The 22952-nt window shown below is 70.8% G+C and carries 20 protein-coding genes; 13 read left to right on the plus strand and 7 right to left on the minus strand.

Features of this window, described 5'->3' with window-relative positions:
- Positions 1 to 6: 6 nt before the first annotated feature.
- Entirely contained in the window at positions 7 to 1689 is a 1683-nt protein-coding gene (locus AB0F10_RS10450) for an MGH1-like glycoside hydrolase domain-containing protein (protein ID WP_360622222.1), read from the plus strand.
- A 104-nt stretch (positions 1690 to 1793) separates the two neighbouring features.
- Here the strand turns inward: AB0F10_RS10450 and katG are convergent, their stop codons facing one another.
- Positions 1794 to 4067 carry a catalase/peroxidase HPI gene (gene katG, locus AB0F10_RS10455; protein ID WP_360622224.1) on the minus strand — a complete coding sequence of 758 codons (2274 nt, stop codon included), beginning with the start codon at positions 4065 to 4067 and terminating at the stop codon, positions 1794 to 1796.
- On the minus strand, positions 4064 to 4510 hold the full coding sequence (locus AB0F10_RS10460) for a Fur family transcriptional regulator (protein WP_360622225.1): 447 nt from the start codon (positions 4508 to 4510) through the stop codon (positions 4064 to 4066). Before AB0F10_RS10460 ends, katG begins: the two co-directional genes overlap by 4 nt.
- A gap of 340 nt (positions 4511 to 4850) precedes the next feature.
- Between AB0F10_RS10460 and AB0F10_RS10465 the strand changes: the two genes are divergently transcribed.
- The 4 genes from AB0F10_RS10465 (at position 4851) to AB0F10_RS10480 (ending at position 13233) form a co-directional block, all read left to right on the plus strand.
- Positions 4851 to 7625 (plus strand): PQQ-dependent sugar dehydrogenase, encoded by a 2775-nt coding sequence (locus tag AB0F10_RS10465; protein WP_360622263.1) that lies wholly within the window; start codon positions 4851 to 4853, stop codon positions 7623 to 7625.
- A gap of 14 nt (positions 7626 to 7639) precedes the next feature.
- Entirely contained in the window at positions 7640 to 9337 is a 1698-nt protein-coding gene (locus AB0F10_RS10470) for a ThuA domain-containing protein (protein ID WP_360622227.1), read from the plus strand.
- A gap of 21 nt (positions 9338 to 9358) precedes the next feature.
- Complete coding sequence (locus AB0F10_RS10475) at positions 9359 to 12214, plus strand: glycosyl hydrolase family 95 catalytic domain-containing protein (protein ID WP_360622229.1); 2856 nt, start codon at positions 9359 to 9361, stop codon at positions 12212 to 12214.
- A gap of 62 nt (positions 12215 to 12276) precedes the next feature.
- Entirely contained in the window at positions 12277 to 13233 is a 957-nt protein-coding gene (locus AB0F10_RS10480; protein WP_360622231.1) for a TIGR03557 family F420-dependent LLM class oxidoreductase, read from the plus strand.
- 21 nt (positions 13234 to 13254) lie between these two features.
- Here the strand turns inward: AB0F10_RS10480 and AB0F10_RS10485 are convergent, their stop codons facing one another.
- Together AB0F10_RS10485 and AB0F10_RS10490 are read right to left on the minus strand one after the other, a co-directional pair.
- Complete coding sequence (locus tag AB0F10_RS10485) at positions 13255 to 13929, minus strand: DUF6766 family protein (RefSeq protein WP_360622233.1); 675 nt, start codon at positions 13927 to 13929, stop codon at positions 13255 to 13257.
- Positions 13930 to 14012: 83 nt separating this feature from the next.
- Positions 14013 to 14459, minus strand: a complete 447-nt coding sequence (locus AB0F10_RS10490) for a hypothetical protein (RefSeq protein ID WP_360622235.1) — start codon at positions 14457 to 14459, stop codon at positions 14013 to 14015.
- Positions 14460 to 14607: 148 nt separating this feature from the next.
- Between AB0F10_RS10490 and AB0F10_RS10495 the strand changes: the two genes are divergently transcribed.
- The 6 genes from AB0F10_RS10495 (at position 14608) to AB0F10_RS10520 (ending at position 20137) form a co-directional block, all read left to right on the plus strand.
- The gene (locus tag AB0F10_RS10495) at positions 14608 to 15108 is read left to right on the plus strand and encodes a hemerythrin domain-containing protein (RefSeq protein WP_360622237.1); all 501 of its coding nucleotides are present in this window, start codon (positions 14608 to 14610) and stop codon (positions 15106 to 15108) included.
- 31 nt (positions 15109 to 15139) lie between these two features.
- On the plus strand, positions 15140 to 15868 hold the full coding sequence (locus tag AB0F10_RS10500) for a histidine phosphatase family protein (RefSeq protein WP_360622239.1): 729 nt from the start codon (positions 15140 to 15142) through the stop codon (positions 15866 to 15868).
- A complete protein-coding gene (locus AB0F10_RS10505) occupies positions 15852 to 16730 on the plus strand; it encodes an NAD(P)H-hydrate dehydratase (RefSeq protein WP_360622241.1) in 879 nt (292 codons plus the stop codon). The genes AB0F10_RS10500 and AB0F10_RS10505 overlap by 17 nt, the downstream gene beginning before the upstream one ends.
- A gap of 84 nt (positions 16731 to 16814) precedes the next feature.
- Positions 16815 to 17999, plus strand: a complete 1185-nt coding sequence (locus tag AB0F10_RS10510) for a zinc-dependent alcohol dehydrogenase (protein ID WP_360622243.1) — start codon at positions 16815 to 16817, stop codon at positions 17997 to 17999.
- A 40-nt stretch (positions 18000 to 18039) separates the two neighbouring features.
- Positions 18040 to 19116: an NAD-dependent epimerase/dehydratase family protein gene (locus AB0F10_RS10515; RefSeq protein WP_360622245.1), complete on the plus strand. Its 1077-nt coding sequence runs from the start codon at positions 18040 to 18042 to the stop codon at positions 19114 to 19116.
- Between the two features lie 40 nt (positions 19117 to 19156).
- Positions 19157 to 20137: a DNA topoisomerase IB gene (locus tag AB0F10_RS10520; protein WP_360622265.1), complete on the plus strand. Its 981-nt coding sequence runs from the start codon at positions 19157 to 19159 to the stop codon at positions 20135 to 20137.
- 162 nt (positions 20138 to 20299) lie between these two features.
- Here AB0F10_RS10520 and AB0F10_RS10525 read toward each other — a convergent pair whose 3' ends face one another.
- On the minus strand, positions 20300 to 21148 hold the full coding sequence (locus tag AB0F10_RS10525; protein WP_360622247.1) for a Rieske 2Fe-2S domain-containing protein: 849 nt from the start codon (positions 21146 to 21148) through the stop codon (positions 20300 to 20302).
- 79 nt (positions 21149 to 21227) lie between these two features.
- Between AB0F10_RS10525 and AB0F10_RS10530 the strand changes: the two genes are divergently transcribed.
- Positions 21228 to 21458, plus strand: coding sequence for a hypothetical protein (locus AB0F10_RS10530; protein ID WP_360622249.1), 231 nt, complete (start codon positions 21228 to 21230; stop codon positions 21456 to 21458).
- 246 nt (positions 21459 to 21704) lie between these two features.
- Here the strand turns inward: AB0F10_RS10530 and AB0F10_RS10535 are convergent, their stop codons facing one another.
- A complete protein-coding gene (locus tag AB0F10_RS10535) occupies positions 21705 to 22010 on the minus strand; it encodes a hypothetical protein (RefSeq protein ID WP_360622251.1) in 306 nt (101 codons plus the stop codon).
- A 59-nt stretch (positions 22011 to 22069) separates the two neighbouring features.
- Positions 22070 to 22516, minus strand: coding sequence for an Hsp20/alpha crystallin family protein (locus AB0F10_RS10540; protein WP_360622254.1), 447 nt, complete (start codon positions 22514 to 22516; stop codon positions 22070 to 22072).
- Between the two features lie 120 nt (positions 22517 to 22636).
- Between AB0F10_RS10540 and AB0F10_RS10545 the strand changes: the two genes are divergently transcribed.
- Positions 22637 to 22921 carry a hypothetical protein gene (locus AB0F10_RS10545; RefSeq protein ID WP_360622256.1) on the plus strand — a complete coding sequence of 95 codons (285 nt, stop codon included), beginning with the start codon at positions 22637 to 22639 and terminating at the stop codon, positions 22919 to 22921.
- Positions 22922 to 22952 lie beyond the last annotated feature (31 nt).

A 22952-nucleotide genomic window follows, 5' to 3' on the forward strand; every position in this document is an offset into this window, starting at 1 on the left:
GAGCCCATGTTCGCCATCCAGGACATCCCGTTCAGCTACCGCGGATCCTGGCTCGACGTCTCCCCCGTGGTGGCCGAGAGCACGTACGCCGAGGACCTGCACCTGGTCTCGCACCAGACCGGCCTGCATCCCGTGTTCCGCCTCACCCCGTCGCCGGGGGACGTCACCATCATCGCGACACCGGCGTTGCTGACCTGGCGGCACGACGCCGGCCGGGTCGAGCTCGCCTACGAGGGCCCGGACGCCATCCGGGTCCGCGGCGACGGGCTCGGCCTGCGGATCGCCGCGGCCGCGCCCACCCTCACGCCGTTCGGCGGCACCTACCTCTACCGCGACCCGCTCGACGGCTCGTCTGTCTTCACCTGCTACGAGACCGGCCGCCGCTACCGCATCACCGTGCTGTCCGGCACTCCGGAGGACATCGCCGGTGTCGAAGCCCTCGGCACCGCCGACCGGCACCTCGCCCTGCCGGCCGGGTGCCCCTGGGAGATCGCCATCGAGGAGTACGGGACCGCCCGGCGCCCATACTCGTCCACGGCCACCTTCGACGAGGTCCGGGACGCGGCGGCGGCCACCTTCGCCGCGTTCGTCGAGACGATCGCGCCGTGGCGCAGCCCCGAGACCCCGGTCGCCGAGCTGGCCGCGTACGTCCTGTGGTCGGCCACCGTCGACCCGGCCGGTTTCCTCGCCCGGCCCGCGGTGCTGATGTCCAAGCACTGGATGGACAAGGTCTGGAGCTGGGACCATTGCTTCAACGCCATCGCGCTCGCGGCCGGGCAGCCGGAGCTCGCGTGGCACCAGTTCCAGCTGCCGTTCGACCACCAGGACGGCTCCGGCGCGCTGCCGGACTCCGTCGCCCACTCGGAGATCCTCTACAACTACGTCAAGCCGCCCATCCACGGCTGGGCGCTGCGCTGCCTCCTGGAGCGGTTGCCCGAGCGGCCCGACCTCGCCTCGACGTACGACCGGCTGGCACGCTGGACGGACTTCTGGCTCACCCACCGCCGGGCGCCCGGCCACGATCTGCCGCATTACCAGCACGGCAACGACAGCGGCTGGGACAACGCCACCACCTTCGACGGCACCCGCGTCATCGAGACCGCCGACCTCGCCGCGTTCCTGATCCTGCAACTGCGCCAACTCGCCCGGCTCGCCACCGAGCTGCGCCGGCCGGGCGACGCCCTGCGCTGGACCACCGACGCCGACCGGATCCGCGCCGCCATGCTGGACCGGCTGTGGACCGATGACCGGTTCGCCGCCCGGAGCGCCGCGACGGGCGAATCGTCGATCAGCGAGAGCCTGCTCGACCTGATGCCGATCGCTCTCGGCGCCGAGCTGCCGGCCGACGTCAGCGCCGCGCTCGCCCGCCGCATCGAGACCCACCTGACCGCGCACGGCCTGGCGACCGAGCTGGTCGACTCGCCGGAATACGCCGGCGACGGCTACTGGCGCGGCCCGATCTGGGCACCGTCCACCGTGCTCATCGAGGACGGCCTGCGCCGCGCCGGCCACACCGCCCTCGCCGACGAGATCAGCCACCGGTTCCGGGCGCTGTGCGAGAAGTCCGGCTTCGCCGAGAACTTCGACGCCGAGACCGGCACCGGGCTTCGCGACCGCGCCTACACCTGGACCGCCAGCAGCTACCTCATCCTCGCCGCCGCACACGAACACCGGCGTACGCCCTCCTGAGGGCGCACGGGTGGCCGGCACCCATCACCCCGTCGAGGTGGCTAGACACGCACCGTGAGCCCGGCCGGTCGGGGGATCGGCCGGGCTCGCCGGTGGCTGCCGGGTCAGGCGAGATCGAACCGGTCGAGCTCCATGACCTTCGTCCAGGCGGCGACGAAGTCGGCCACGAACCTGTCGCGGGCGTAGGGGCCGGCGTAGACCTCCGCGAGGGCGCGCAGCTGGGAGTTGGAGCCGAAGACGAGGTCGACCGCGGTGGCGGTCCACTTCACCTCGTCGGTGGCCAGGTCGCGGATCTCGTACGCGTGCTCCTCGGACTTCGACGCCTGCCACCGGGCACCCGGGGAGAGCAGGTTGGTGAAGAAGTCGTTGGTGAGCACGCCGGGCCGGTCGGTGAGCACGCCGTGCCGGCTGCCGCCGACGTTGGCACCGAGACCGCGCAGGCCGCCGAGCAGGACGGTCATCTCGGGCGCGCTCAGGCCGAGCATGTACGCACGGTCGACGAGCAGGACCTCCGGCTGGGTCTTCTCGCCGGCACGCAGGTAGTTGCGGAAGCCGTCGGCGCGCGGCTCCAGGACCCGGAAGGACTCCACGTCGGTCTGCTGCTGGGTGGCGTCGGTGCGGCCGGGGTGGAACGGCACGGTCACCTCGAGGCCGGCGTCGCGCGCCGCCTTCTCGACGGCGGCCGAGCCGGCCAGCACGATCAGGTCGGCGAGCGAGATCTTCGCGCCGCCGCTCTCGTTGAACTTCCACCGGATGCCGTCGAGGGTCTCCAGGACCGTCGCGAGTTGCTCGGGCTGGTTGACCTCCCAGCCGCGCTGGGGCTCGAGGCGCAGCCGGGCACCGTTGGCGCCGCCGCGCTTGTCGGTCGACCGGAAACTCGCGGCGGAGGCCCAGGCGGTGGAGACGAGCTGGGCGGTCGTGAGGCCGGACTCCAGGATCCTCGCCTTGAGGGCGGCGACGTCGGCGTCGCCCACGAGCTCGTGGTCGGCGGCCGGCACCGGGTCCTGCCACAGCTGGGGCTCGGCGACCCAGGGACCCAGGAAGCGGCTGACCGGGCCCATGTCGCGGTGCAGCAGCTTGTACCAGGCCTTGGCGAAGGCCAGCGCGAACTCGTCGGGGTGCTCCAGGAAACGGCGGGAGATCTTCTCGTACGTGGGGTCGAAGCGCAGCGACAGGTCGGTCGTGAGCATCGTCGGCCGATGCTTCCTCGCCGGATCGTACGCGTCCGGAATGATCGCCTCGGCGTCCTTGGCGACCCACTGCTTGGCGCCGCCGGGGCTGGTGGTCAGCTCCCACTCGTAGCCGAAGAGGATCTCGAAGAAGCGGTTGCTCCACTGCGTGGGCCGGTCGGTCCACGTCACCTCGAGCCCGCTGGTGATCGTGTCGCCGCCCTTGCCGCTGCCGTAGGTGCTCAGCCAGCCGAGACCCTGCGCCTCCAGCGGGGCGCCTTCGGGCTCGAGGCCCACGTGGTCGTCGGCGATGCCGGCGCCGTGGGTCTTGCCGAAGGTGTGCCCGCCGGCGATGAGGGCGACGGTCTCCTCGTCGTTCATCGCCATCCGGCGGAAGGTCTCCCGGATGAAGTGCGCCGCCGCCCGGAAGTCCGCGCTGCCGCGGGGCCCCTCGGGATTGACGTAGATGAGGCCCATCTCGGTCGCGCCGACGCCCTCGGACATCTCGTTGTCGGAGACGTAGCGCTCGTCGCCGAGCCAGGCGTCCTCCGGGCCCCAGAAGATCTCCTCGGGCTCCCAGATGTCCTCGCGGCCGAAGCCGAAGCCGAAGGTCTTGAAGCCCATCGACTCCATGGCGACGTTTCCGGCGAGTACCAGCAGGTCGGCCCAGGAGATCCGCTGGCCGTACTTCTGCTTGACCGGCCACAGCAGCCGACGGGCCTTGTCGAGGTTGGCGTTGTCGGGCCAGCTGTTGAGCGGGGCGAAGCGCTGACCGCCGGCGCCGGCCCCGCCGCGGCCGTCGTGGATGCGGTAGGTGCCCGCGGCGTGCCAGCTCATCCGGATCATCAGGCCGCCGTAGTGGCCGAAGTCGGCCGGCCACCAGTCCTGCGAGGTGGTGAGCGCCTCCGTGATGTCCCGCTTGAGGGCCTCGACGTCGAGCCTGGCGAACTCCGCGGCGTAGCTGAAGTCCGGGCCCAGGGGATTGCTCTTGGACGAGTGGGCGTGCAGCACCGAGAGGTCGAGCTGGTTGGGCCACCAGTCCCGGTTCGTGTGCGGACGTCCGCCGGTCTTCGGTGTCGGCGAGTCGATCGCCGGGTTCTCGCTTTCACTGCCGTGCGCGGTCACGGAGTCGTGGGCGACCGGGCAGCCCTCGGCCACCATCTTGTCCACGCCCTGCGCGCTGGCGGTGTTGTCCTGGGTGTCGCTCATCTTCGTCCTTCCGTCACTTCGAGCGGGTCTTTTGTCGCGCAGTCGGGACAGGTGCCCCAGTAGACGACCTCCGCCTCGTCGACCGCGAAGCCGTGGTCGTCCGAGGCGGTGAGACAGGGGGAGGTGCCGGCGATGCAGTCGACGTCGGTGATCGCGCCGCACCGGCGGCACACCGCGTGGTGGTGGTTGTCCGCCACCCGGGACTCGTAGCGGGCGGTCGTGCCGGCGGGCCGGATGCGCCGCACCAGGCGGGCGTCGGTGAGCGCACGCAGCACGTCGTAGACCGCCTGGCGGGAGACCGCCGGATGGTCCGCCCGCACCAGCGCGAGCACCGTGTCGGTGTCGACGTGCGGGTGGTCGCGCAGCGCCGCGAGCACCGCCAGCCGGGGCTCGGTCACGCGCAACGAGGCCGCTCGCAGCCGCGCCTCGAACTCGGCCGCCATACGTTCGAACATAGTCCGCTTTTCTGGAACGAATCAAGTCTGAATCGCGCCGGCGGCGGCGAGCCGGTGCCGAGAGCCTCGCCGCATTGACTATCTTCTATCTTGTGTTTAACGTATTACGTCATACGAATCCTCGAGCCACCCGGCCGCGCCGGACGTTGTTAACGATCACAACTCCGGCACCAGGCCTGGCGCCACACGAGTCACCGCGGGGTCACCACAGCCTCAGGCCGTCACACCCCACAGCAGGCGCCCACTGACGCTGACGACGAAGGTGTGATCATCCATGGGAACACGCGCGATGGCGGCGGCAGCGGCCGCCGTTCTTACGGCCGCCGGCATGGTGGCGGCCGTTCTCGGCCCCGGGTCGCCGGCCGCCGCTCACCCGGTCAACGCGGCCGACTTCCAGCAGGTCGAGCTCGCCCGAGGGGTGGCAGAGATGGGCGAGCCGATGTCGATGGCGGTGCTGCCGGACCGCTCGGTGCTGCACACGGCCCGCAACGGCGTGCTGCGCCGGACCACCGCCGCCGGGGTCACCACCGTGATCGGCACCCTGCCGGTCTACACCCACGACGAGGAGGGCCTGCAGGGCGTGGGGGTGGATCCGGGCTTCTCCAGCAACCGGTTCATCTACCTGTACTACGCGCCGCCGTTGTCCACTCCCGGCGGTGACGCGCCGGCGACCGGTACGGACTTCTCCGCGTGGAACGGGGTGAACCGGCTTTCCAGGTTCACGCTCAACGCCGACTACACCCTCAACACAGCCGGCCAGATGACCGTTCTGGAGGTGCCGACGAGTCGCGGCATGTGCTGCCACGTCGGCGGCGACATCGATTTCGACGCGGCAGGCAACCTCTACCTGTCCACGGGGGATGACTCGAACCCGTTCGACTCGAGCGGCTACACGCCCATCGACGAGCGCGGCAATCGCAACCCGGTCTACGACGCGCAGCGCAGCGCGGGCAACACCAACGACCTGCGCGGCAAGGTGCTGAGGATCAAGGTGAACCCGGACGCGACGTACTCGATCCCGTCGGGCAACCTGTTCCCGCCGGGCACCGCCCGGACGCGGCCGGAGATCTACGCGATGGGCCTGCGCAACCCGTTCCGGCTCAGCGTCGACAAGCCGACCGGCGCGTTGTACGTCGCCGACTACGGACCCGACGCCGGCACGACCACCGCGACGCGCGGTCCGGCGGGTCAGGTGGAGTTCAACCGGATCACCTCCGCCGGCAACTACGGCTGGCCCTACTGCACCGGCTCGAACACCACGTCGGAGACCTATGTGGACTATGTCTTCCCGTCCGGGCCGTCGGGGAACCGGTTCAATTGCGCTGCGCCGGTCAACGACTCCCCGCACAATACGGGGCTGACCAGCCTGCCGGCCGCGCGCCCGGCGTGGATCAAGTACGACAACTGCTCGCTGGCCGCGTTCGGGTGCGGCTCCGAGTCGCCGATGGGCGGCGCGGTGTACCGCTATGACGCCGCCAACCCGTCAACGGTCAAGTTCCCGGCCGCCCTCGACGGGCACTACTTCGCGATGGAGTTCGGCCGGCGCTGGATCAAGAGCATCGACGTCAACGCCGACGGGTCGGCCGGACAGATCACCGAATTCCCGTGGCGCGGTACGCAGATCATGGACAGCGCCTTCGGCCCGGACGGAGCCCTGTACGTGCTGGACTACGGCACCGGCTGGGGCAATGGCGACGCGAGTTCCGCTCTGTACCGCATCGAGTACAGCCAGGCCGGCAACAATCAGGCACCCATCGCACGCGTCGCCGCCGATCCCACGTCCGGCGCCACACCGCTGACCGTCGACTTCTCCTCGAGCGGCTCGTCGGACCCCGAAGGCGGTGCACTGACCTATTCCTGGAACTTCGGTGACGGAGGCACATCCTCGGCGGCCAACCCCAGCCACACCTTCGCCGCCAGCGGCCAGCGCACGGTGACGCTCACCGTGACCGATCCCGCCGGGCTCACCGCCTCCGCCTCGATGACCATCACGGTCGGCAACACCGCACCCACGGTCGTGTTGACCACGCCGGTCGACGGAACGCTCTTCAAGTTCGGTGACAGCGTGCCGTACTCGATCACGGTGTCGGACCCCGAGGACGGCACCGTGGACTGCGCCCGGGTGAAGCTGACCTACCTGCTCGGCCACGACGACCACGCGCATCCGATCACCTCGAGCACCGGATGCTCGGGAACGCTGCAGATTCCGGTGGACGGAGAGCACGACACGGCGGCCAACCTGTACGCGGTGTTCGACGCGGAATACACCGACGGAGGCGCCGACGGCCAGCCCGCGCTGACCACCCACACGCAGCAGATTCTCCAGCCCCGGCACCGGCAGGCCGAGCACCGCGGCACCCAGTCCGGCACCTCCCTGTTCAGCAAGGCGGCCGCGGAGGGCGGGCAGACGGTCGGCGACATCAACAACGGCGACTGGATCGCGTTCGAGCGATACGCGCTCGCGGGTGAGAGCCGGTTCACGGCCCGGGTCTCGTCGGGCGGCGCCGGCGGCACGCTGTCGGTGCGTACCGGATCGCCCACCGGCACGGTCCTCGGATCCGTCACGGTGCCGGCGACCGGAAGCTGGGAAACCTTCACCGAGGTGTCGACGACCCTGTCCGGGGCCCCGGCCGGCACCACCACCCTGTACCTGACGTTCCACGGCGGCACCGGGACGCTGTTCGACGTGGACGCGTTCACGCTCGGCACGGCTCCGAGCGGTGAGAGCACCGGCCGGATCGTCGGCGCGAGCGGTTCGTGCGTCGACGTCAACGGCGCCGGCTCCGCCGACGGCACCAAGATTCAGCTGTGGACCTGCAACGCCGGCGCCAACCAGCAGTGGACCCGTAACGGCAACACCTGGCGGTCGCTGGGCAAGTGCATGGGCGTGGCCGGTGGCGCGACGGCCGACGGCGGCCTGGTGCAGCTGTCGACCTGTAACGGTTCCGGCGCTCAGGACTGGACGGCCGGGTCCGACGGGTCCCTGGTCAACCGCACCTCGGGCAAGTGTCTGGACGCCAACGGCGGCAGCTCCGCCAACGGCACCCAGCTGATCATCTGGACCTGCCACGGCGGCACCAACCAACGCTGGACACTGCCATGAGAGGAATTCCGGCCATGCGACCACTCACCCGCACAGTCCTGGGCGCGGCGGCGGCGCTGCTGACCCTCGTCGGCACCGGCGCGACACCGGCGATCGCCGCCGACGCACCGTACGACGTGCTGGTCTTCTCCAAGACTGCCGGCTTCCGGCACGACTCGATCCCGGCCGGCGTCCAGTTGATCCGTGAGCTGGGGGCGGCCAACAGCTTCACGGTCACCGCGACCGAGGACTCCGGCCAGTTCACCGCGGCCAACCTGGCCCAGTTCGAGGCCGTCGTCTTCCTCAACACCACTGGCGACGTGCTCAACACCACCCAGCAGACCGCCTTCGAGAACTACATCCGGGCCGGCGGTGGGTACGTGGGCGTGCACTCGGCGTCGGACACCGAGTACGACTGGCCGTTCTACGGCCAGCTGGTCGGGGCGTACTTCTCCTCGCACCCGGCGATCCAGCAGGCGACCGTGCGGGTGGAGGACCGGGCGCACGCGGCGACCGCCGGGTTGGGGCCGGCGGTGACGCGCACCGACGAGTGGTACAACTTCCGGACCAATCCCCGGTCCTCGGCCCGGGTGCTCTCGGCGTTGGACGAGTCGAGCTACACCGGGGGCACGATGGGCGGTGACCACCCGCACACCTGGTGCAAGGTCCTCCAGGGTGGACGCTCCTTCTACACCGGAGCCGGCCACACCCAGGCCGGCTACACCGAGCCGGGCTTCCGGTCGCTCATCCTCGGAGGCATCAGGTACGCGGCCAACCGCACCAAGGCCGACTGCCGGCCGGAAACCGGCTACAGCAGCCTCTACAACGGTGCCACCACCGGCTGGTCCCAGGCCGGGCCGGGAGGGTTCAGCAACAGCAACGCGACACTGACGTCGTCCGGCGGGCCGGGCCTGTTGTGGTACAGCACCAAGGAGTTCCGCTCCTACTCGCTGAAACTCGACTGGATGATGCCGGGCGACGACAACTCCGGCGTGCTGATCGGGTTCCCGGCCGGCAGCGACCCGGACTCGGCAATGAGCAGCGGGTACGAGGTGCAGATCGACGCCTCCGACACGCCGGACCGGACCACCGGCGCGGTGTACGGGGCCAAGTCGGCCGACATCGCCGCCCGCGACGCGGCGCTGAACCCACCGGGGGAGTGGAACACGTTCGAGCTGGTGGTCGAGGGGGAACGGCTGCAGGTCCTCCTGAACGGCGTCACCGTCAACGACTTCACCAACACGGACCCGGCACGGTCGTTGACCTCCGGCTACATCGGCCTGCAGAACAACGGCGACGGCGACGACGTGTCGTTCCGCAACATCCGGATCAGGGAGTCGGGCGGCACGGCGCCCCGGACCGGCCCGATCACCGGCGCCGCGGGCAAGTGCGTCGACGTCAGCGGCGCAAGCTCCGCCGACGGCACCAAAATCCAGCTGTGGGGCTGCACCGGCAGCGCCAACCAGCAGTGGACGGTCAACGGGAACACCCTGCGATCGCTCAGCAAATGCATGGGTGTCGCCGGCGGCGGCACCGCGAACGGCGCGCCGGTCCAGCTGTCGAGCTGCAACGGTTCCGGCGGCCAGAACTGGGCTCCGGGGGCCAACGGCTCCCTGGTGAACCCGCAGTCCGGCAAGTGCCTGGACGCCAACGGCGCGGGCACCGCTGACGGGACCCAACTGATCATCTGGACCTGCCACGGCGCCGCAAACCAACGCTGGGTCCTTCCGTGATTCGCCGCTGGGAGACATCACATGCCTGACATGACACGCAGAAAGCTCCTCGCCGCCGGGATGGCCGGGGCCGGGGCCGCGCTGTTGCCGGCCGGGTGGACCGCGACCGCCCGGGCCGATGCCGCGCCGCCGGCCGGTGTGCTGGCCGCCGGGGACCTGGCGCTCTGGTACGACGCGCCCGCGGGAACAGACTGGCTGCGCGCCCTGCCCATCGGGAACGGCCGCCTCGGTGCCATGGTGTTCGGCAACATCGACACCGAACGGCTCCAGCTCAACGAGGACACCGTGTGGGCGGGTGGGCCCTACGACTCGGCCAACACGCGGGGCGCGGCCAACCTCGCGGAGATCCGGCGACGGGTCTTCGCCGACCAGTGGGTCCCGGCCCAGGATCTGATCAACCAGACGATGCTCGGCAACCCCGTCGGGCAGCTGGCGTACCAGCCGGTCGGCAATCTCCGGCTCGCCGTCGGCAGCGCCACCGGCGCGTCTGCGTACAACCGGACGCTGGACCTGACCACCGCGACGGTGACCACCACGTACGTGCTGAACGGCGTGCGATATCAGCGTGAGGTGTTCGCGAGCGCGCCGGACCAGGTGGTGGCGGTACGGCTGACGGCCGACAGGGCCAATGCGATCACCTTCAACGCCACGTTCGACAGCCCACAGCGGACGACCGTGTCCAGTCCCGACTCCACGACGATCGCTCTCGACGGCATTTCCGGCGACATGGAGGGCATCGCCGGCTCGGTTCGGTTCCTCGCCCTGGCCGGCGCGAGCGTCACCGGGGGCACGGTCAGCGGCTCCGGCGGCACGCTGCGGGTCGCCGGGGCCACGAGCGTCACCGTGCTGGTGTCCGTCGGCTCCAGTTACGTCGACTACCGCACGGTCAACGGTGACTACCAAGGCATCGCGCGCCGGCACCTCGCCGCCGCCCGCAACGTCGGCTTCGACCAGCTGCGCGCCCGGCACGTGGCCGACCATCAGGCACTCTTCAACCGGGTGACGATCGACCTGGGCCGTACGCCGGCCGCCGATCAGACCACCGACGTGCGGATCGCCCAGCACGCGAGCGTCGACGACCCGCAATTGTCGGCCCTGCTGTTCCAGTACGGCCGGTACCTGCTGATCGCCTCCTCGCGACCGGGCACCCAGCCGGCCAACCTGCAGGGCATCTGGAACCAGGAGATGGCCCCGTCCTGGGATTCCAAATACACCATCAACGCGAACCTGCCGATGAACTACTGGCCGGCCGACACCACGAACCTCTCCGAATGCTTCCTGCCGGTCTTCGACATGATCAAGGACCTGGCGGTGACCGGGTCCCGCACCGCCACCGTGCAATACGGCGCCGGCGGCTGGGTGACCCACCACAACACCGACGCCTGGCGCGGATCGTCGGTCGTGGACGGCGCGTTGTGGGGCATGTGGCAGACCGGAGGCGCCTGGCTTGCCACGATGATCTGGGATCACCACCTGTTCACCGGGGACGTCGAATTCCTCCGCGCCAACTATCCCGCGATGAAGGGCGCCGCGCAGTTCTTCCTCGACTCGCTGGTGACCCACCCGGCGAACGGATACCTGGTCACCAACCCCTCGAACTCTCCGGAGCTGCCCCACCACGCGAACGCCAGCGTGTGCGCCGGGCCGACCATGGACAACCAGATCCTGCGCGATCTCTTCAACGGCGTCGCGCGCGCCGGTGAGGCTCTCGGCGTGGACGCCGCCTTCCGCACCCAGATTCTGGCGGCACGGGACCGGCTGGCGCCGACCCGGGTCGGCTCGCGCGGCAACATCCAGGAGTGGCTCGCCGACTGGGTGGAGACCGAGCGGAACCACCGGCACGTCTCCCACCTGTACGGCCTGCATCCCAGCAACCAGATCACCCGGCGGGGAACGCCCCAGCTGCATCAGGCCGCGCGCCAGACGCTGGAACTACGCGGCGATGACGGTACCGGCTGGTCGCTGGCCTGGAAAATCAACTTCTGGGCGCGGCTGGAGGACGGCACGCGCGCCCACAAACTCATCCGCGACCTGGTGCGGACGGACCGGCTCGCGCCGAACATGTTCGACCTGCACCCCCCGTTCCAGATCGACGGCAACTTCGGCGCCACCTCCGGGATCGCCGAGATGCTGCTGCACAGCCACAACGGCGAGCTGCACGTTCTGCCCGCGCTGCCGCCCGCGTGGTCGACCGGCAGCTTCACCGGTCTGCGCGGCCGGGGCGGGCACACGGTCGGCGCCTCCTGGAACAGCGCCCGCACCGAACTCGTCATCACACCCGACCGCGCCGGTACGGTCCTGGTCCGCAGCCGGATCTTCACCGGCACCTTCGACATGCGCGACGAAACGAGCGGCGCCGCGGTGCAGCCGACGCGGCTGGAATCCGACCTCGTCCAGTTCGCCGGCCAGGCCGGCCACACCTACCGCGCGTCGGCCGCACGGTCGGGGACGGTGGAGACCGGCGTGAACTACCGGCTGGTGGCCCAGCACAGCGGTAAGGCCCTCGACATCAACGGTGCGTCGACGGCAGCCGGAGCGCAGCTGATCCAGTGGCAGGTCACCAGCGCTCTCAATCAGCAGTTCGACTTTCTGTCCTCCGACGGCGGCTATTACCGGATCCGGGCCCGGCACAGCGGCCTGGTGCTGCAGGTCGCCGGCACCGGCACCGGCGCCGACATCACTCAGCAACCCGACGCCGACACCATCGGCCAGCAGTGGCGGGTGGAGGACCAGGGCGGCGCGGTGGTCAGACTTCTCAACCGTCAGAGCGGACTGGCCATGGACGTGTGGCAGGCGGCCACCGCCGACGGCGCACGGGTCTCCCAGTGGACCCCCGGCGGCGGCGCCAACCAACGTTTCCAAATTCAGCGCATCTAACGCTTGCGAGCCGGCACCGGGTGCCCGGTTTATCGGGGTGCCCGGTGGGAAGCCAAGGGTTCATGCGGATCGGATACAAGCTGATGGCCGAGGCGTTCGGCCCGAAGGAACTGATCGACCAGGCGCTGCGGGCCGAGCGGGCCGGCTTCGACTTTGTCGAGATGAGCGACCACTACCACCCGTGGCTGGACGTCCAGGGGCACTCACCGTTCGTCTGGAACGTGCTGAGCGTCATCGCCGCACGCACCCGTGATCTGGGCCTGGTGACCGGTGTGACCTGCCCGAGCGTGCGTTACCACCCGGCGATCGTGGCCCAGGCCGCGGCGACGCTGGCGATCATCTCGGACGGCCGGTTCACGCTCGGCGTCGGCTCGGGGGAGCGGCTCAACGAACACGTGACCGGGGAAGGATTCCCGAGCGTGCGGGGCCGCCACGAGCTGCTGCGCGAGGCCCTGGAGATCATCGACCTGCTGTGGCAGGGCGGGTACCGCTCGTATGAGGGAAAGTACCTGCGGCTCGAGGACGCCCGCGTCTTCGACCTGCCCGACCGGCCGCCGGTCATCGCCGTCGCGGCCGGCGGCACGAACGCGGCCGAGCTGGCGGCCAGCCACGGCACCGGCCTGTTCGCGACCGAGCCGCGCCCGGACCTCGTCTCGGCCTACGCGGGCGCGGGCGGAGCCGGCCCTCGGTACGCCGAGGTGGCGATGGCGTGGGCCGCCGACCCGGACGACGGAGTGAAGGCCGCGCTGCGGACCGCGCCGTGGGCTGTGCTCGGCTGGAAGGTGATGTCGGAGCTGCCCAACCCGGCGAACTTCGAGGCGGCCTCGGCGCCGGTGACCGAGGACGACATCCGCGCGACGTTCGCCAACGGCGCCGACCCGCAGACCTATGTGAACGCCGTGCGGACCTATGCCGACGCCGGATTCGACCACATCGCGCTGATGAACGCGGGCCCCGACCCGGACGGGTTCATCGACTTCTACGCCGAGGAACTGCGCGACCGGCTCAGCGCCCTGTAGCGACGGTGGTCGGCGGTCCGGTCAGCCCTCGATGCCGGTCGCGGTGTGCGGGCTGCCGACCGGCTTCGACTGCGACGACCCGCGCTGCCGCAGGAAGATCGCGAGGATGGCCATCGACGCGACGGCAAGCAGCTCGGACTGCCAGTTCTGCAGCGTGCGGTTCCAGAAATCCGGCTCCAGCAGGTATTCCGGCCAGGTGACCGGGTCCTGCAGGCCGGCGAGTTGTTGTTCGTCATAGGCGGCGTGTCCGGCGATCGACTGCGCCAGCCACGACAACAGAAAGATCAGACCCATGACCAGGCCGAGCGAGTTGGAGAACAGCACGCGCCGGACTCCGCCGGCGCGGGCCCAGGGCGGTGAGTTCTCGTCGGCGTACGGTCCGACCTTCTGTTCGCGGTCCGTTTCCCGGCCGGGCTTGTCGAGCGCCTTCGATTCCGGTGAGCCCTTCTGCAACAGCCACACGGTGAGCAGGATGTAAAGGAAGAACTGCAGGTACTCCGACTGCCAGTTCTCCGCCACGTCGGTGCCGAAACTGGCCGAGGTGACGTAACGCCCGAGCGAGACCGGCGGCAGGCCGTCCGCGACCTGCTGCTGGTTGAAGTCCGCGTGCCCGGCGAGCGCCTGCCCGCCCAACGCGATCAGGAACAGCAACCCGAACGCCAGACCCAGGGAGTTCTCCCGCAGAAACCGTCTCACCGGTGCAGCACCCCCAGCGCCATCACATAGACGAGCCCGGCCGCGACCACGACCAGCAGCAGCACGAACTGGGTACGCATGGCTCAGCCTCCCCGCACCGCACAGTCGTAGGGCCGGCCGGCGCGCCGGGTGCACCCGGCGGCGACCACCCGCCACCCGCCGGGGAAGGCGGCGAGGAACACCGTGTCACCGGTGAGCCGGACCTGCGCCCACTGCCCGAACACCTCGGACCCGGTCACCGGGCCCGGCGCGGGAAGGTCCTGCCGCAGGATCGCCTCCGGGCACGGCCGGTCATCCGACTGAGCGACCTCGGCCGCGGTGTCGGGGGCCAGGACCGCGCAGGCGGCGGTGCCGTCGCCCGCGCCGATCGCCCGGAAGAATCCGGCCGCGGCGGTGGCCGCGGCGGGCGCACGGTCGCCGGCCGGTGCGCAACCGGCCGGGCCGCCCACCGCCAGGAGCCCCACCAGGGTGAGGCACGAACTCATCCGCCGCGGCTTGTGCACGAGCACGCCAATTCCCTCGGTCGCCACATTTCAAGCCTATCCAGGAGGCGGAGGCGGTGGAGTGACGTTGGCCCGGCGCGGGCCGGGGGTTCCGCCCGGGTTGGCGGGTTACCTGTTTATTCGCTCCCCGGGCGGGCATGTCGAGTGATCGCTGACCGCTTCACCGGAGGAACCCATGTCCACAGACGCCATCGTGATTCTCAAGGAAGACCACAAGACGATCAAGAAGCTGTTCCGCGAATTCCAGAACGCCGGCGAAAACGCCGGCGCCGAGAAGGGGCGGCTCGTCAAGCGGATCATCGAGGAACTGACCGTGCACACCTACCTCGAGAACGAGGTCATGTATCCCGAGGTGCGCAAGTTGCTGCCCGACCTCGAGGACGACGTCCTCGAATCGTACGAGGAGCATCACGTCGCGGACGTGCTCTGCGCGGAGCTGTACGCGATGGACGCCGGTGACGAGCGGTTCGACGCCAAGACGACGGTGCTCATCGAGAACGTCACGCACCATATCGACGAGGAGGAGCAGGACTGGTTCCCGCAGGTCCGCGAAGGCCTGGGCCGCAAGCAACTGCAGGAGCTGGGCGTGCGGATGACCGAGCTGCGGGAGAAGGCACCGCGCAGCCCCGCGCAGCCGTCGGCGCTCAAGAAGGCCGTCGACGCGGTCGTCGACTGACCGGCATGCGACCGGCCCGACGGAGAACGACATGACAGAGCTGGCCTGGCTGGGCGTGTTGCGGCACGGGCAGAGCAGCGGCAACGTCGCCGCCGAGGCGGCGGAGGCGACCGGGCTGGATGTCATCGACATCCCGGAACGCGACGCCGACGTACCGCTGTCGCGGCTCGGACAGGAGCAGGCCGAGGCGGTGGGGCGATGGTTCACCGACCTGGCGCGGCAGGACCGGCCCGAGGTGGCGGTGGTGTCGCCGTACCTCAGGACCCGGCAGACCGCCGAGCTGGCGCTGGCCGATCTGGCCATCCCCACGGTGGTCGACGAGCGGCTGCGGGATCGCGAGCTGGGCGTGCTCGACCTGTTGACCTCGGGCGGTGTGACCAACAGGCTGCCGGACGAGGCGGTACGGCGACGCCGGCTCGGCAAGTTCTACTACCGGCCGCCGGGCGGCGAGTCCTGGGCCGACGTGCTGCTCCGGCTCCGCAGCCTGCTGCGCGACCTGCGCACCGACCACCCGGACGGCCGGGTGCTGCTGGTGGGGCACGAGGCGATCGTCCTGCTCGTGCGGTACCTCGTCGAGTCGTTGAGCGAGGCGGATCTGATGGACGTCGTTCGGGCCAACACCGTCGCGAACTGCTCGATCAGCGTCTGGCGCCGCGACGGCGCCGTCCTGCGACCGGAATTGTTCAACCACGTCGAGCACCTGCACGCCGAGGGCGTGCCACCGACCCGGCAGGAGGACGTCCGTGCCGAACCGGTCTGAGCAGGCTGAGCTCGAGCAGGTCATCACGCCGCGGCTGTTGCGGGAGTGGCCGTTGCCGGAACCGAACGGCGACAAGGAGTCCCGGGGAACGGTCCTCGTGGTCGGGGGATCCCGGTTCACCCCGGGAGCCGTGCTGCTGGCCGGCGTCGCCGCGCTGCGCGCCGGCGCCGGACGGCTCCAACTCGCCGTCACCTCCAGTACGGCCGCGGCGCTGAGCATCGCCGTCCCGGAGGCGAAGGTCGTCGGGTTGGCGGAGACCGCCGACGGGTCGGTCTCCGGCGACGTGCCGCAACACCTGCTCGACCTGGCCGCGGACGCGGATGTCATCGCGATCGGACCCGGCCTGGACAACATCGACGAGACGGCGGACCTGATCCGAAGGGTGCTCGCGGCGGCCGGCGCGAACGCCGCCGTCGTGCTAGACGCGTACGCGCTGGGTGCGCTCAGCCGCCACCCGGGGCTGTTGGACGACCGCCCCCGGCGGGTCGTTCTCACCCCGAACCTCGTGGAGGCCGGTCATCTGCTCGGGCGCGATCCGGGCGACCTGGCCGACGCGGCGGCGGCGATCGCCGACCGCTACTCCGCGGTGGTCTCCCTGTACGGCCACATCGCCGCACCCGACGGGCGGCGCTGGCGCGAGGAGAGCGGCGACGTCGGGCTCGGCACGTCCGGCAGCGGCGACGTCCGCGCCGGGATCGTCACCGGGCTGATGGGCCGGGGCGCCGACACCGACCAGGCCGCCTGCTGGGCCGCCTTCGCCCACGCGGTCAGCGGTCAGCGGCTGGTGCCACGTTACGGCCGGACCGGTTTCCTGGCGCGGGAACTGGTCGACGAGGTCGCGTACACGATCGCCACGGTCTGACGCCGCGCGAAGTGGGTTTCCCCGTTCGGTGGGTATCCACTGCTTCGAACAGCGGCGAAGACGACGAGGGAGGAGGGCGTCCGGATGCGGGCACTCACCTGGCAGGGCACGGGCAAGGTCTCGGTGGAGACGGTCCCGGACCCGGCCATTCAGGAACCGACCGACGCGATCGTCCGGATGACCTCGACCGCGATCTGCGGCTCGGACCTGCATCTTTACGACGTCCTGGGCATGTACCTCGACCCGGGCGACATTCTCGGGCACGAGCCGATGGGCATCGTCGAGGAGGTGGGGGCGGAGGTCACCCACATCAGGCCCGGCGACCGGGTGGTGATCCCGTTCAACATCTCCTGCGGGCACTGCTGGATGTGCCGGCGGGGCTACTTCGCCCAGTGCGAGACCACCCAGGTCACCGCCGAGGGCAAGGGCGCCGCCCTGTTCGGCTACACCAGGCTCTACGGCCAGGTCCCGGGCGGTCAGGCCGAGTACCTGCGGGTGCCGCAGGCGCAGTTCGGGCCGATCAAGGTGCCGGAGGGCCACCCGGACGAGCGCTACCTGTTCCTCTCCGACGTGCTGACCACGTCCTGGCAGGCGGTCAGGTACGCCGACGTGCAGCCCGGCGACACCGTGCTGGTCACCGGCCTCGGCCCGATCGGCCAGATGTGCGCCCGGATCGCCCGGCACCTGGGCGCCGGGCGGGTGATCGCGGTCGACGACGTGCCCGAGCGGCTCGCGATGGCGCGGCGGCACGGCATCGAGGTCCTCGATTTCGGTGACGTCGACGACGTGCCCGCGGCGGTGCTCGAGATGACCGCGGGCCGCGGCGCCGACTCGGTCGTCGAGGCGGTCGGCATGGAGGCGCACGGCACGCCGGTGCAGGCGGCGGCCATGAAGGCCGCCGGGATGCTGCCGGACGCGCTGGCACGCCGGGCCACCGAGGCGTTCGGCGTGGATCGGATGGGTGCGCTGCGCACCGCGTTCGGGTCGGTGCGGCGGGCCGGCACCGTCTCGATCATCGGGGTCTACGGCGGGCAGGCCGATCCGTTCCCGATGATGGACCTGTTCGACATGGGTGTGACGCTGCGGATGGGGCAGGCGCACGTCAAGCGCTGGGTCGACGACATCCTGCCGCTGCTCACCGGCGACGACGACCCGCTCGGCGTGGACGATCTGGTCACCCACCGGCTGCCGCTGGAGAACGCGCCCCACGCGTACGAGATGTTCAAGAACAAGGAGGACGGCTGCATCAAGGTCGTCCTGAAGCCCTGACCGCCCGCATACACCCTCCAATACCGGGTACGCCGGGTGTATGCGTGTGGTGATCGTCGGTGCGACGGGAAACGCCGGTACGGCCCTGCTGCGGCGCCTGCGGACGGAGACCGACCTGGAACTGGCCGGGGTGGCCCGGCGGCTGCCGGAGCCGGACGGGGTCTACGGCAACGTCGACTGGCACTCGCTGGACGTGGGCGGCGAGCGGGCGGCCGGGCGGCTGACCGAGGTCTTCCGCGGCGCCGACGCCGTGATCAACCTGGCCTGGCAGATCCAGCCGAGCCACGATCAGCGGCGGCTGTTCCGCACCAACGTGCTCGGCGGCCGCGCAATCGCCCGCGCCGCCGTCGGTGCCGGGGTCGGCACGCTGGTGCAGGCGTCGTCGGTCGGGGTGTACTCGCCCGGGCCCAAGGACGCCTTCGTGTCGGAGGGCTATCCGCGCCGCGGCGTGCTGCGCTCGTCCTACAGCCGGCACAAGGCCCTGGTCGAGCGGACCCTCGATGAGGTGGAGTCGGACCACCCGACGCTCCGGGTGGTCCGGCTCCGGCCCGGGCTGATCTTCCAGCGGGCGGCCGGGACCGAGATCGCGCGGTACTTCGCGGGGCCGCTGCTGCCCGTCCGCCTGCTGCGCCACCAGCGCATTCCGGTGATCCCGTACCACCCGCGGCTGAGGATGCAGGCCGTGCACGCCGATGACGTGGCGGACGTGTACGCCCGGGTGCTGCGGGCCGACGTTCGGGGCGCGTTCAACATCGCGGCCGGCCCGGTGCTCGACAGCCGGGTGGCGGCCGACGTCTTCCGCGGCCTGCGCGTACCGGTTCCCGGCCCGGTGCTGGCCGGCGCCGCAGCACTCACCTGGTGGTCACGCCTGCAGCCGGTCGACGCCGGGTGGATCCAGCTGGCGTTGAAGTCGCCGCTGATGTCGTGCGCGCGGGCGGCGGACGAACTCGGCTGGCGGCCCCGGCGGGATGCCGTGACGGCGCTGCGGGAGCTGATCGCCGGAATGAGCGATCGGGCCGGTGCGGCGAGCCCGCCCCTGTCCGGTGATCCCCGCCTGCCGGGCCGGCCCGGTGGCCTGGTGCGGGGCCGGCTGCCCGGGACCGGAGATCCCTACTGAGCCGCTCGACGGCCCACGGCACGAGGACTCGAGAGTGATGGTGCGGTTGCGGCGTAGTGATCTGGACCGGCCCGGCTACTCGCGCCGTCGCGCCGGGCGGGGTTTCAGCTACCGGGACACCGATGGCGGCAGGCTGACCGACAAGCGCGCCCTGGAACGGATCAAAGGCCTGGTCATCCCGCCCGCCTGGCGCGACGTGTGGATATCGCCCGATCCCCGCGGGCACATCCAGGCCACCGGGATCGACGACGCCGGCCGCAAGCAGTACCTCTACCACCCGTCCTGGCGGACCGCGCGGGACGCGGAGAAGTTCGATCACATGCTGGAGATCGCCGACCGTCTGCCGAGGATTCGCCGCCGGCTCCAGGCCGATCTTGCCGGGCGCGGGCTGACCCGGGAGCGGGTCCTCGCCGCCATCGTGCGGATCCTCGATCTGGGCATGTTCCGGGTCGGCAACGACCGGTACGCGGCCCGCGACGAGAACCCGTCCTTCGGCCTGTCCACGCTACGGCCGGAGCACCTGCGCACCCGGGGCGGTTGTGTGCTGCTGGAGTTCCCCGGCAAGTCCGGCGTCGAGCACGCCGGCACGGTCGACGACGGCGAGGTCTGCGCGGTGCTCAAGGACCTGAAGCGACGCCGGCGCGGCGAGCGGCGGCTGTTCGCCTACTGGGACCGCTCCGCGCGTCGCTGGCAGGAGGTCCGCGCGAGCACCGTCAACGAGTACCTGAAGGAGATCAGCGGCGAGCAGATGACGGCCAAGGACTTCCGGACCTGGCACGGCACGGTCAAGGCCGCCGCCGAGCTTGCTGAGGCCGGGCCCCAGCCGACCCGGGCGAAGCGGACGAAGGCGGTGGCGCACGCGATGAAGGAGGTGGCGGACCTGCTCGGCAACACCCCGGCGGTGGCCCGCTCCGCGTACGTGGATCCGCGGGTCATCGACAAGTTCGAGAACGGCACCGTCGTCGAGGGCGGCCGCGAGGCGGACGTCCGTGACCTGCTCGATTCGGACCGGCTCGAATAGGCCTGCTCGGTTCGGGCCGGCTCGAATAGGCCTGCTCGGTTCGGGCCGGCTCGGTTCGGGCCGGCTTCGATGTGGGCCGGCTCAATTGGGCGGGCTCCATCCGGGCCAGCCCGAGTCGGGCCGGCTCGGTTCGGCCGGTGGGTGCAATCGGCTCGGCGACGGTCAGGGTTGGCGGATCTCCACCTGGCCGGCGCGGACGCGGGTGGGCAGGACGGGCTGGGAGCTCGCGGCGGGGCCGTGCACGACGGCGCCGTCGGTGAGCCGGAAGGTGCTGCCGTGCCAGGGGCAGACCACGCAGGCCTCGGAGCCCTCGCCGACGACGTCGCCCTTGCCGAGCGGGCCGCTCTCGTGTGCGCAGCGTTCGATCATGGCGGTGACCCGGTCACCGAGCCGGTAGATCAACACTGGAACCTCGCCGACGTTGCGGACGACGGGCCGCCCGTCGGGCAGGGAGGCCAGGGAACCCATCGGTGTCCAGCCCGGTGGTATCCGCGCGATCTCCGGCGCCGCCTGGTTGGTGCCGGCGCCCTGTGCGTACGCGAGATGGCCGCCGAGGTAGGCACCCAGCCCGGCCACCGACAGGCCGGCGAAGGCGAGCGCCTTGCCCCGCGTCGTGTCGCCGCGGAACCGGGCGAGCAGCGAGCCGGCATAGAGCCCGAGCGCGGCCAGGTTGGCGCCGGCATGCACGAGGCCGACGCGCCGGCGGTCCTTGGTCATCTCCGACCAGTCGAGCAGGCCGGCGGCGACCGCCGGGGCCGCGCTCGCGGTGCCCGCGGCGATCAGGGTGGTGGCCGACCGGCTACGGCCGGGGATCAGATCGAGGACGGCCGCGCAGACGAAGGCTCCGACCGGGGCCTGCACGAGCACGGGGTGCAGGGGATGGCCGAGCCAGGTGCCGTGCAGCCAGTCGCGTACCCGGCGCGGCCGCACCAGGGCGGCGACCGCCTCCTGGAGCTTGTCACTGACCGGGTCGAGCGAGTCGGCCGTTTCCAGCCGGGTGAGCATGCGCATGGCATTGGCGTTCCCCGCATCATGGCCCTGAAACACCCTCCCGGGTTTGCGGGCTGAAATGCCGGGTGGCCGACAATTCATGACAGACGAGAAGGCTCTGCGGGGCGCGCAGGACGAGGCTGGGGAGGCCGTTGCGCGGCCGGACCCGGGTGGGGCCGGTCGGACGATGGAGGCGCTCGGTGACGCTGATGGGGACGCCGACTTCGCCGCCGAGCATGAGCGGACCGTCGTCGACGACGATCCGGGCGCCGGTGAGACGGAGAGCCCGGACCGCTGGGCCGGCGGCCTGGACCGTGAGGGCCCGCCCTGATCCACTGAGCAATGTTCAACTGGCTTCGGGCCAGAGGTATCCGGGCCGTCGCCCTCCGCCTGGCGCTGCCGCCCGGGCCACGTTGAAACGGCTCTCTTTCCGGGACTGGCATCTCGTGCTCTCAGGCCGCGGCTCGTCCTGGCCGGGGTAATTTCCCGCGCTGTCCAGAGGCAGACGCTCCCGGCCGATCGGCCGGGAGCGTCTGGTGAGGACGTGATGTTATCGGCGTGGAAGGCCGTGCGGGTGTCAGGGCGGGGATCGCGGATTCTCGCCGGCAGCCCCGGGCTGGTGCTCGGTGGAATCGGCAGGCGCCGCCGTTGACGAGCCGGACTCCGGGCGCGGCGACGCCGGTCGGGCGGCGGACGGGGCGGATGGGGCGGGTGGTGCCGGTGGGTCGGGCGGTTCGTTGAAGCCGGCGTCGATGATGGCGTCGAACTCGGCGCGAACCAGATCGGGGTCGCCGCTGATGAGTTCGGCGAAGGCCTCATCGAACCCGCGGTCCCATTCCGGGGACAGCGCGGTGCCCGCCTGCGCCGTGGGATTGCCGCTCATACTGGTCACCACCCGCCACCTCCGTTGACCCGGGAGGGCTGACCCGGCGAACCGCCGGGTCAGCCGGTGATCACCTTCTGATCGGTGTGTTCACGACCGGCAACGGTGATCTTGCGGGGCTTGGCCTTCTCCGCGATCGGAATCCGCAATACCAGGACTCCGTTGTCGTAGCCGGCGTCGATCTTGTCGGTGTCCAGGGCGTCGCCGAGGAACAACTGGCGGGAGAACACCCCGAGCGGGCGTTCGCTCAGCTGCACCGTGGCCTGCTCGCCCAGATCGATCGGGCGGCGCTCGGCCCGCACGGTAAGCACGTTGCGCTCCACGTCGATGTCGATCGCGTCGGCGTCCACGCCGGGCAGATCGAACGCGATGACGAACTCGTCGCCGTTACGGAACGCGTCGACGGGCATCGCCGTCGGGCGTGACCAGGTCCCAGGGCTCGTGACACCGAACAGCTGCTGGGCGAGCTGGCTGACCTCGGTGAAGGGTTCGCTGCGCATCAACATGGTTCCACCTCCAACAGTCTCGACTTCCCGGTCAATGCGCGATACCGTCTTTCTAACACGTCATCGTAACGATGACAAGTGAGACGTCATCAAAAAGATGACGTTGGTTGGAGGGGGTGGATGCGCGACGAACCGGCCGGCGGTCAGAGCCCGCCGTCAGCACCCACCAGCGGAGATCTCGCCGTGGTGATCGCCGCGATCGCGGCCACCGCCCACGCCACCGAGCGGCCCACCGCTGCCGACGGCGCGCCGACCAGCCCGGACGCGGTGCTTGACGCCCTCGTGCTGCTGCGCTGGGCACAGGCCGAACTCGCCGGGCTCGAACCGGTCCTGATCGCCGCCGCCCGCGCCGGCGGGATCTCCTGGCAGGCCCTCGCACCCGCGTTGGGGGTGGCCAGCAGGTAGTCGCCGTAGCTGCCGCGACGGCCGGTCGCCG

Origin of the sequence: Actinoplanes sp. NPDC026623 (genome assembly GCF_040638275.1) — a bacterium.
GTDB lineage: Bacteria > Actinomycetota > Actinomycetes > Mycobacteriales > Micromonosporaceae > Actinoplanes.

Bases quoted from the DNA above. Each gene is read 5' to 3' on its own strand.
- AB0F10_RS10515 (WP_360622245.1), top strand. From the start codon at position 18,040: ATGCGTGTGGTGATCGTCGGTGCGACGGGAAACGCCGGTACGGCCCTG.
- AB0F10_RS10470 (WP_360622227.1), top strand. From the start codon at position 7,640: ATGCGACCACTCACCCGCACAGTCCTGGGCGCGGCGGCGGCGCTGCTG.
- katG (WP_360622224.1), bottom strand. From the start codon at position 4,067: ATGAGCGACACCCAGGACAACACCGCCAGCGCGCAGGGCGTGGACAAG.
- AB0F10_RS10545 (WP_360622256.1), top strand. From the start codon at position 22,637: ATGCGCGACGAACCGGCCGGCGGTCAGAGCCCGCCGTCAGCACCCACC.
- AB0F10_RS10535 (WP_360622251.1), bottom strand. From the start codon at position 22,010: ATGAGCGGCAATCCCACGGCGCAGGCGGGCACCGCGCTGTCCCCGGAA.
- AB0F10_RS10480 (WP_360622231.1), top strand. From the start codon at position 12,277: ATGCGGATCGGATACAAGCTGATGGCCGAGGCGTTCGGCCCGAAGGAA.
- AB0F10_RS10465 (WP_360622263.1), top strand. From the start codon at position 4,851: ATGGTGGCGGCCGTTCTCGGCCCCGGGTCGCCGGCCGCCGCTCACCCG.
- AB0F10_RS10475 (WP_360622229.1), top strand. From the start codon at position 9,359: ATGCCTGACATGACACGCAGAAAGCTCCTCGCCGCCGGGATGGCCGGG.
- AB0F10_RS10500 (WP_360622239.1), top strand. From the start codon at position 15,140: ATGACAGAGCTGGCCTGGCTGGGCGTGTTGCGGCACGGGCAGAGCAGC.
- AB0F10_RS10540 (WP_360622254.1), bottom strand. From the start codon at position 22,516: ATGTTGATGCGCAGCGAACCCTTCACCGAGGTCAGCCAGCTCGCCCAG.
- AB0F10_RS10460 (WP_360622225.1), bottom strand. From the start codon at position 4,510: ATGGCGGCCGAGTTCGAGGCGCGGCTGCGAGCGGCCTCGTTGCGCGTG.
- AB0F10_RS10495 (WP_360622237.1), top strand. From the start codon at position 14,608: ATGTCCACAGACGCCATCGTGATTCTCAAGGAAGACCACAAGACGATC.
- AB0F10_RS10530 (WP_360622249.1), top strand. From the start codon at position 21,228: ATGACAGACGAGAAGGCTCTGCGGGGCGCGCAGGACGAGGCTGGGGAG.
- AB0F10_RS10525 (WP_360622247.1), bottom strand. From the start codon at position 21,148: ATGCGCATGCTCACCCGGCTGGAAACGGCCGACTCGCTCGACCCGGTC.
- AB0F10_RS10450 (WP_360622222.1), top strand. From the start codon at position 7: ATGTTCGCCATCCAGGACATCCCGTTCAGCTACCGCGGATCCTGGCTC.
- AB0F10_RS10510 (WP_360622243.1), top strand. From the start codon at position 16,815: ATGCGGGCACTCACCTGGCAGGGCACGGGCAAGGTCTCGGTGGAGACG.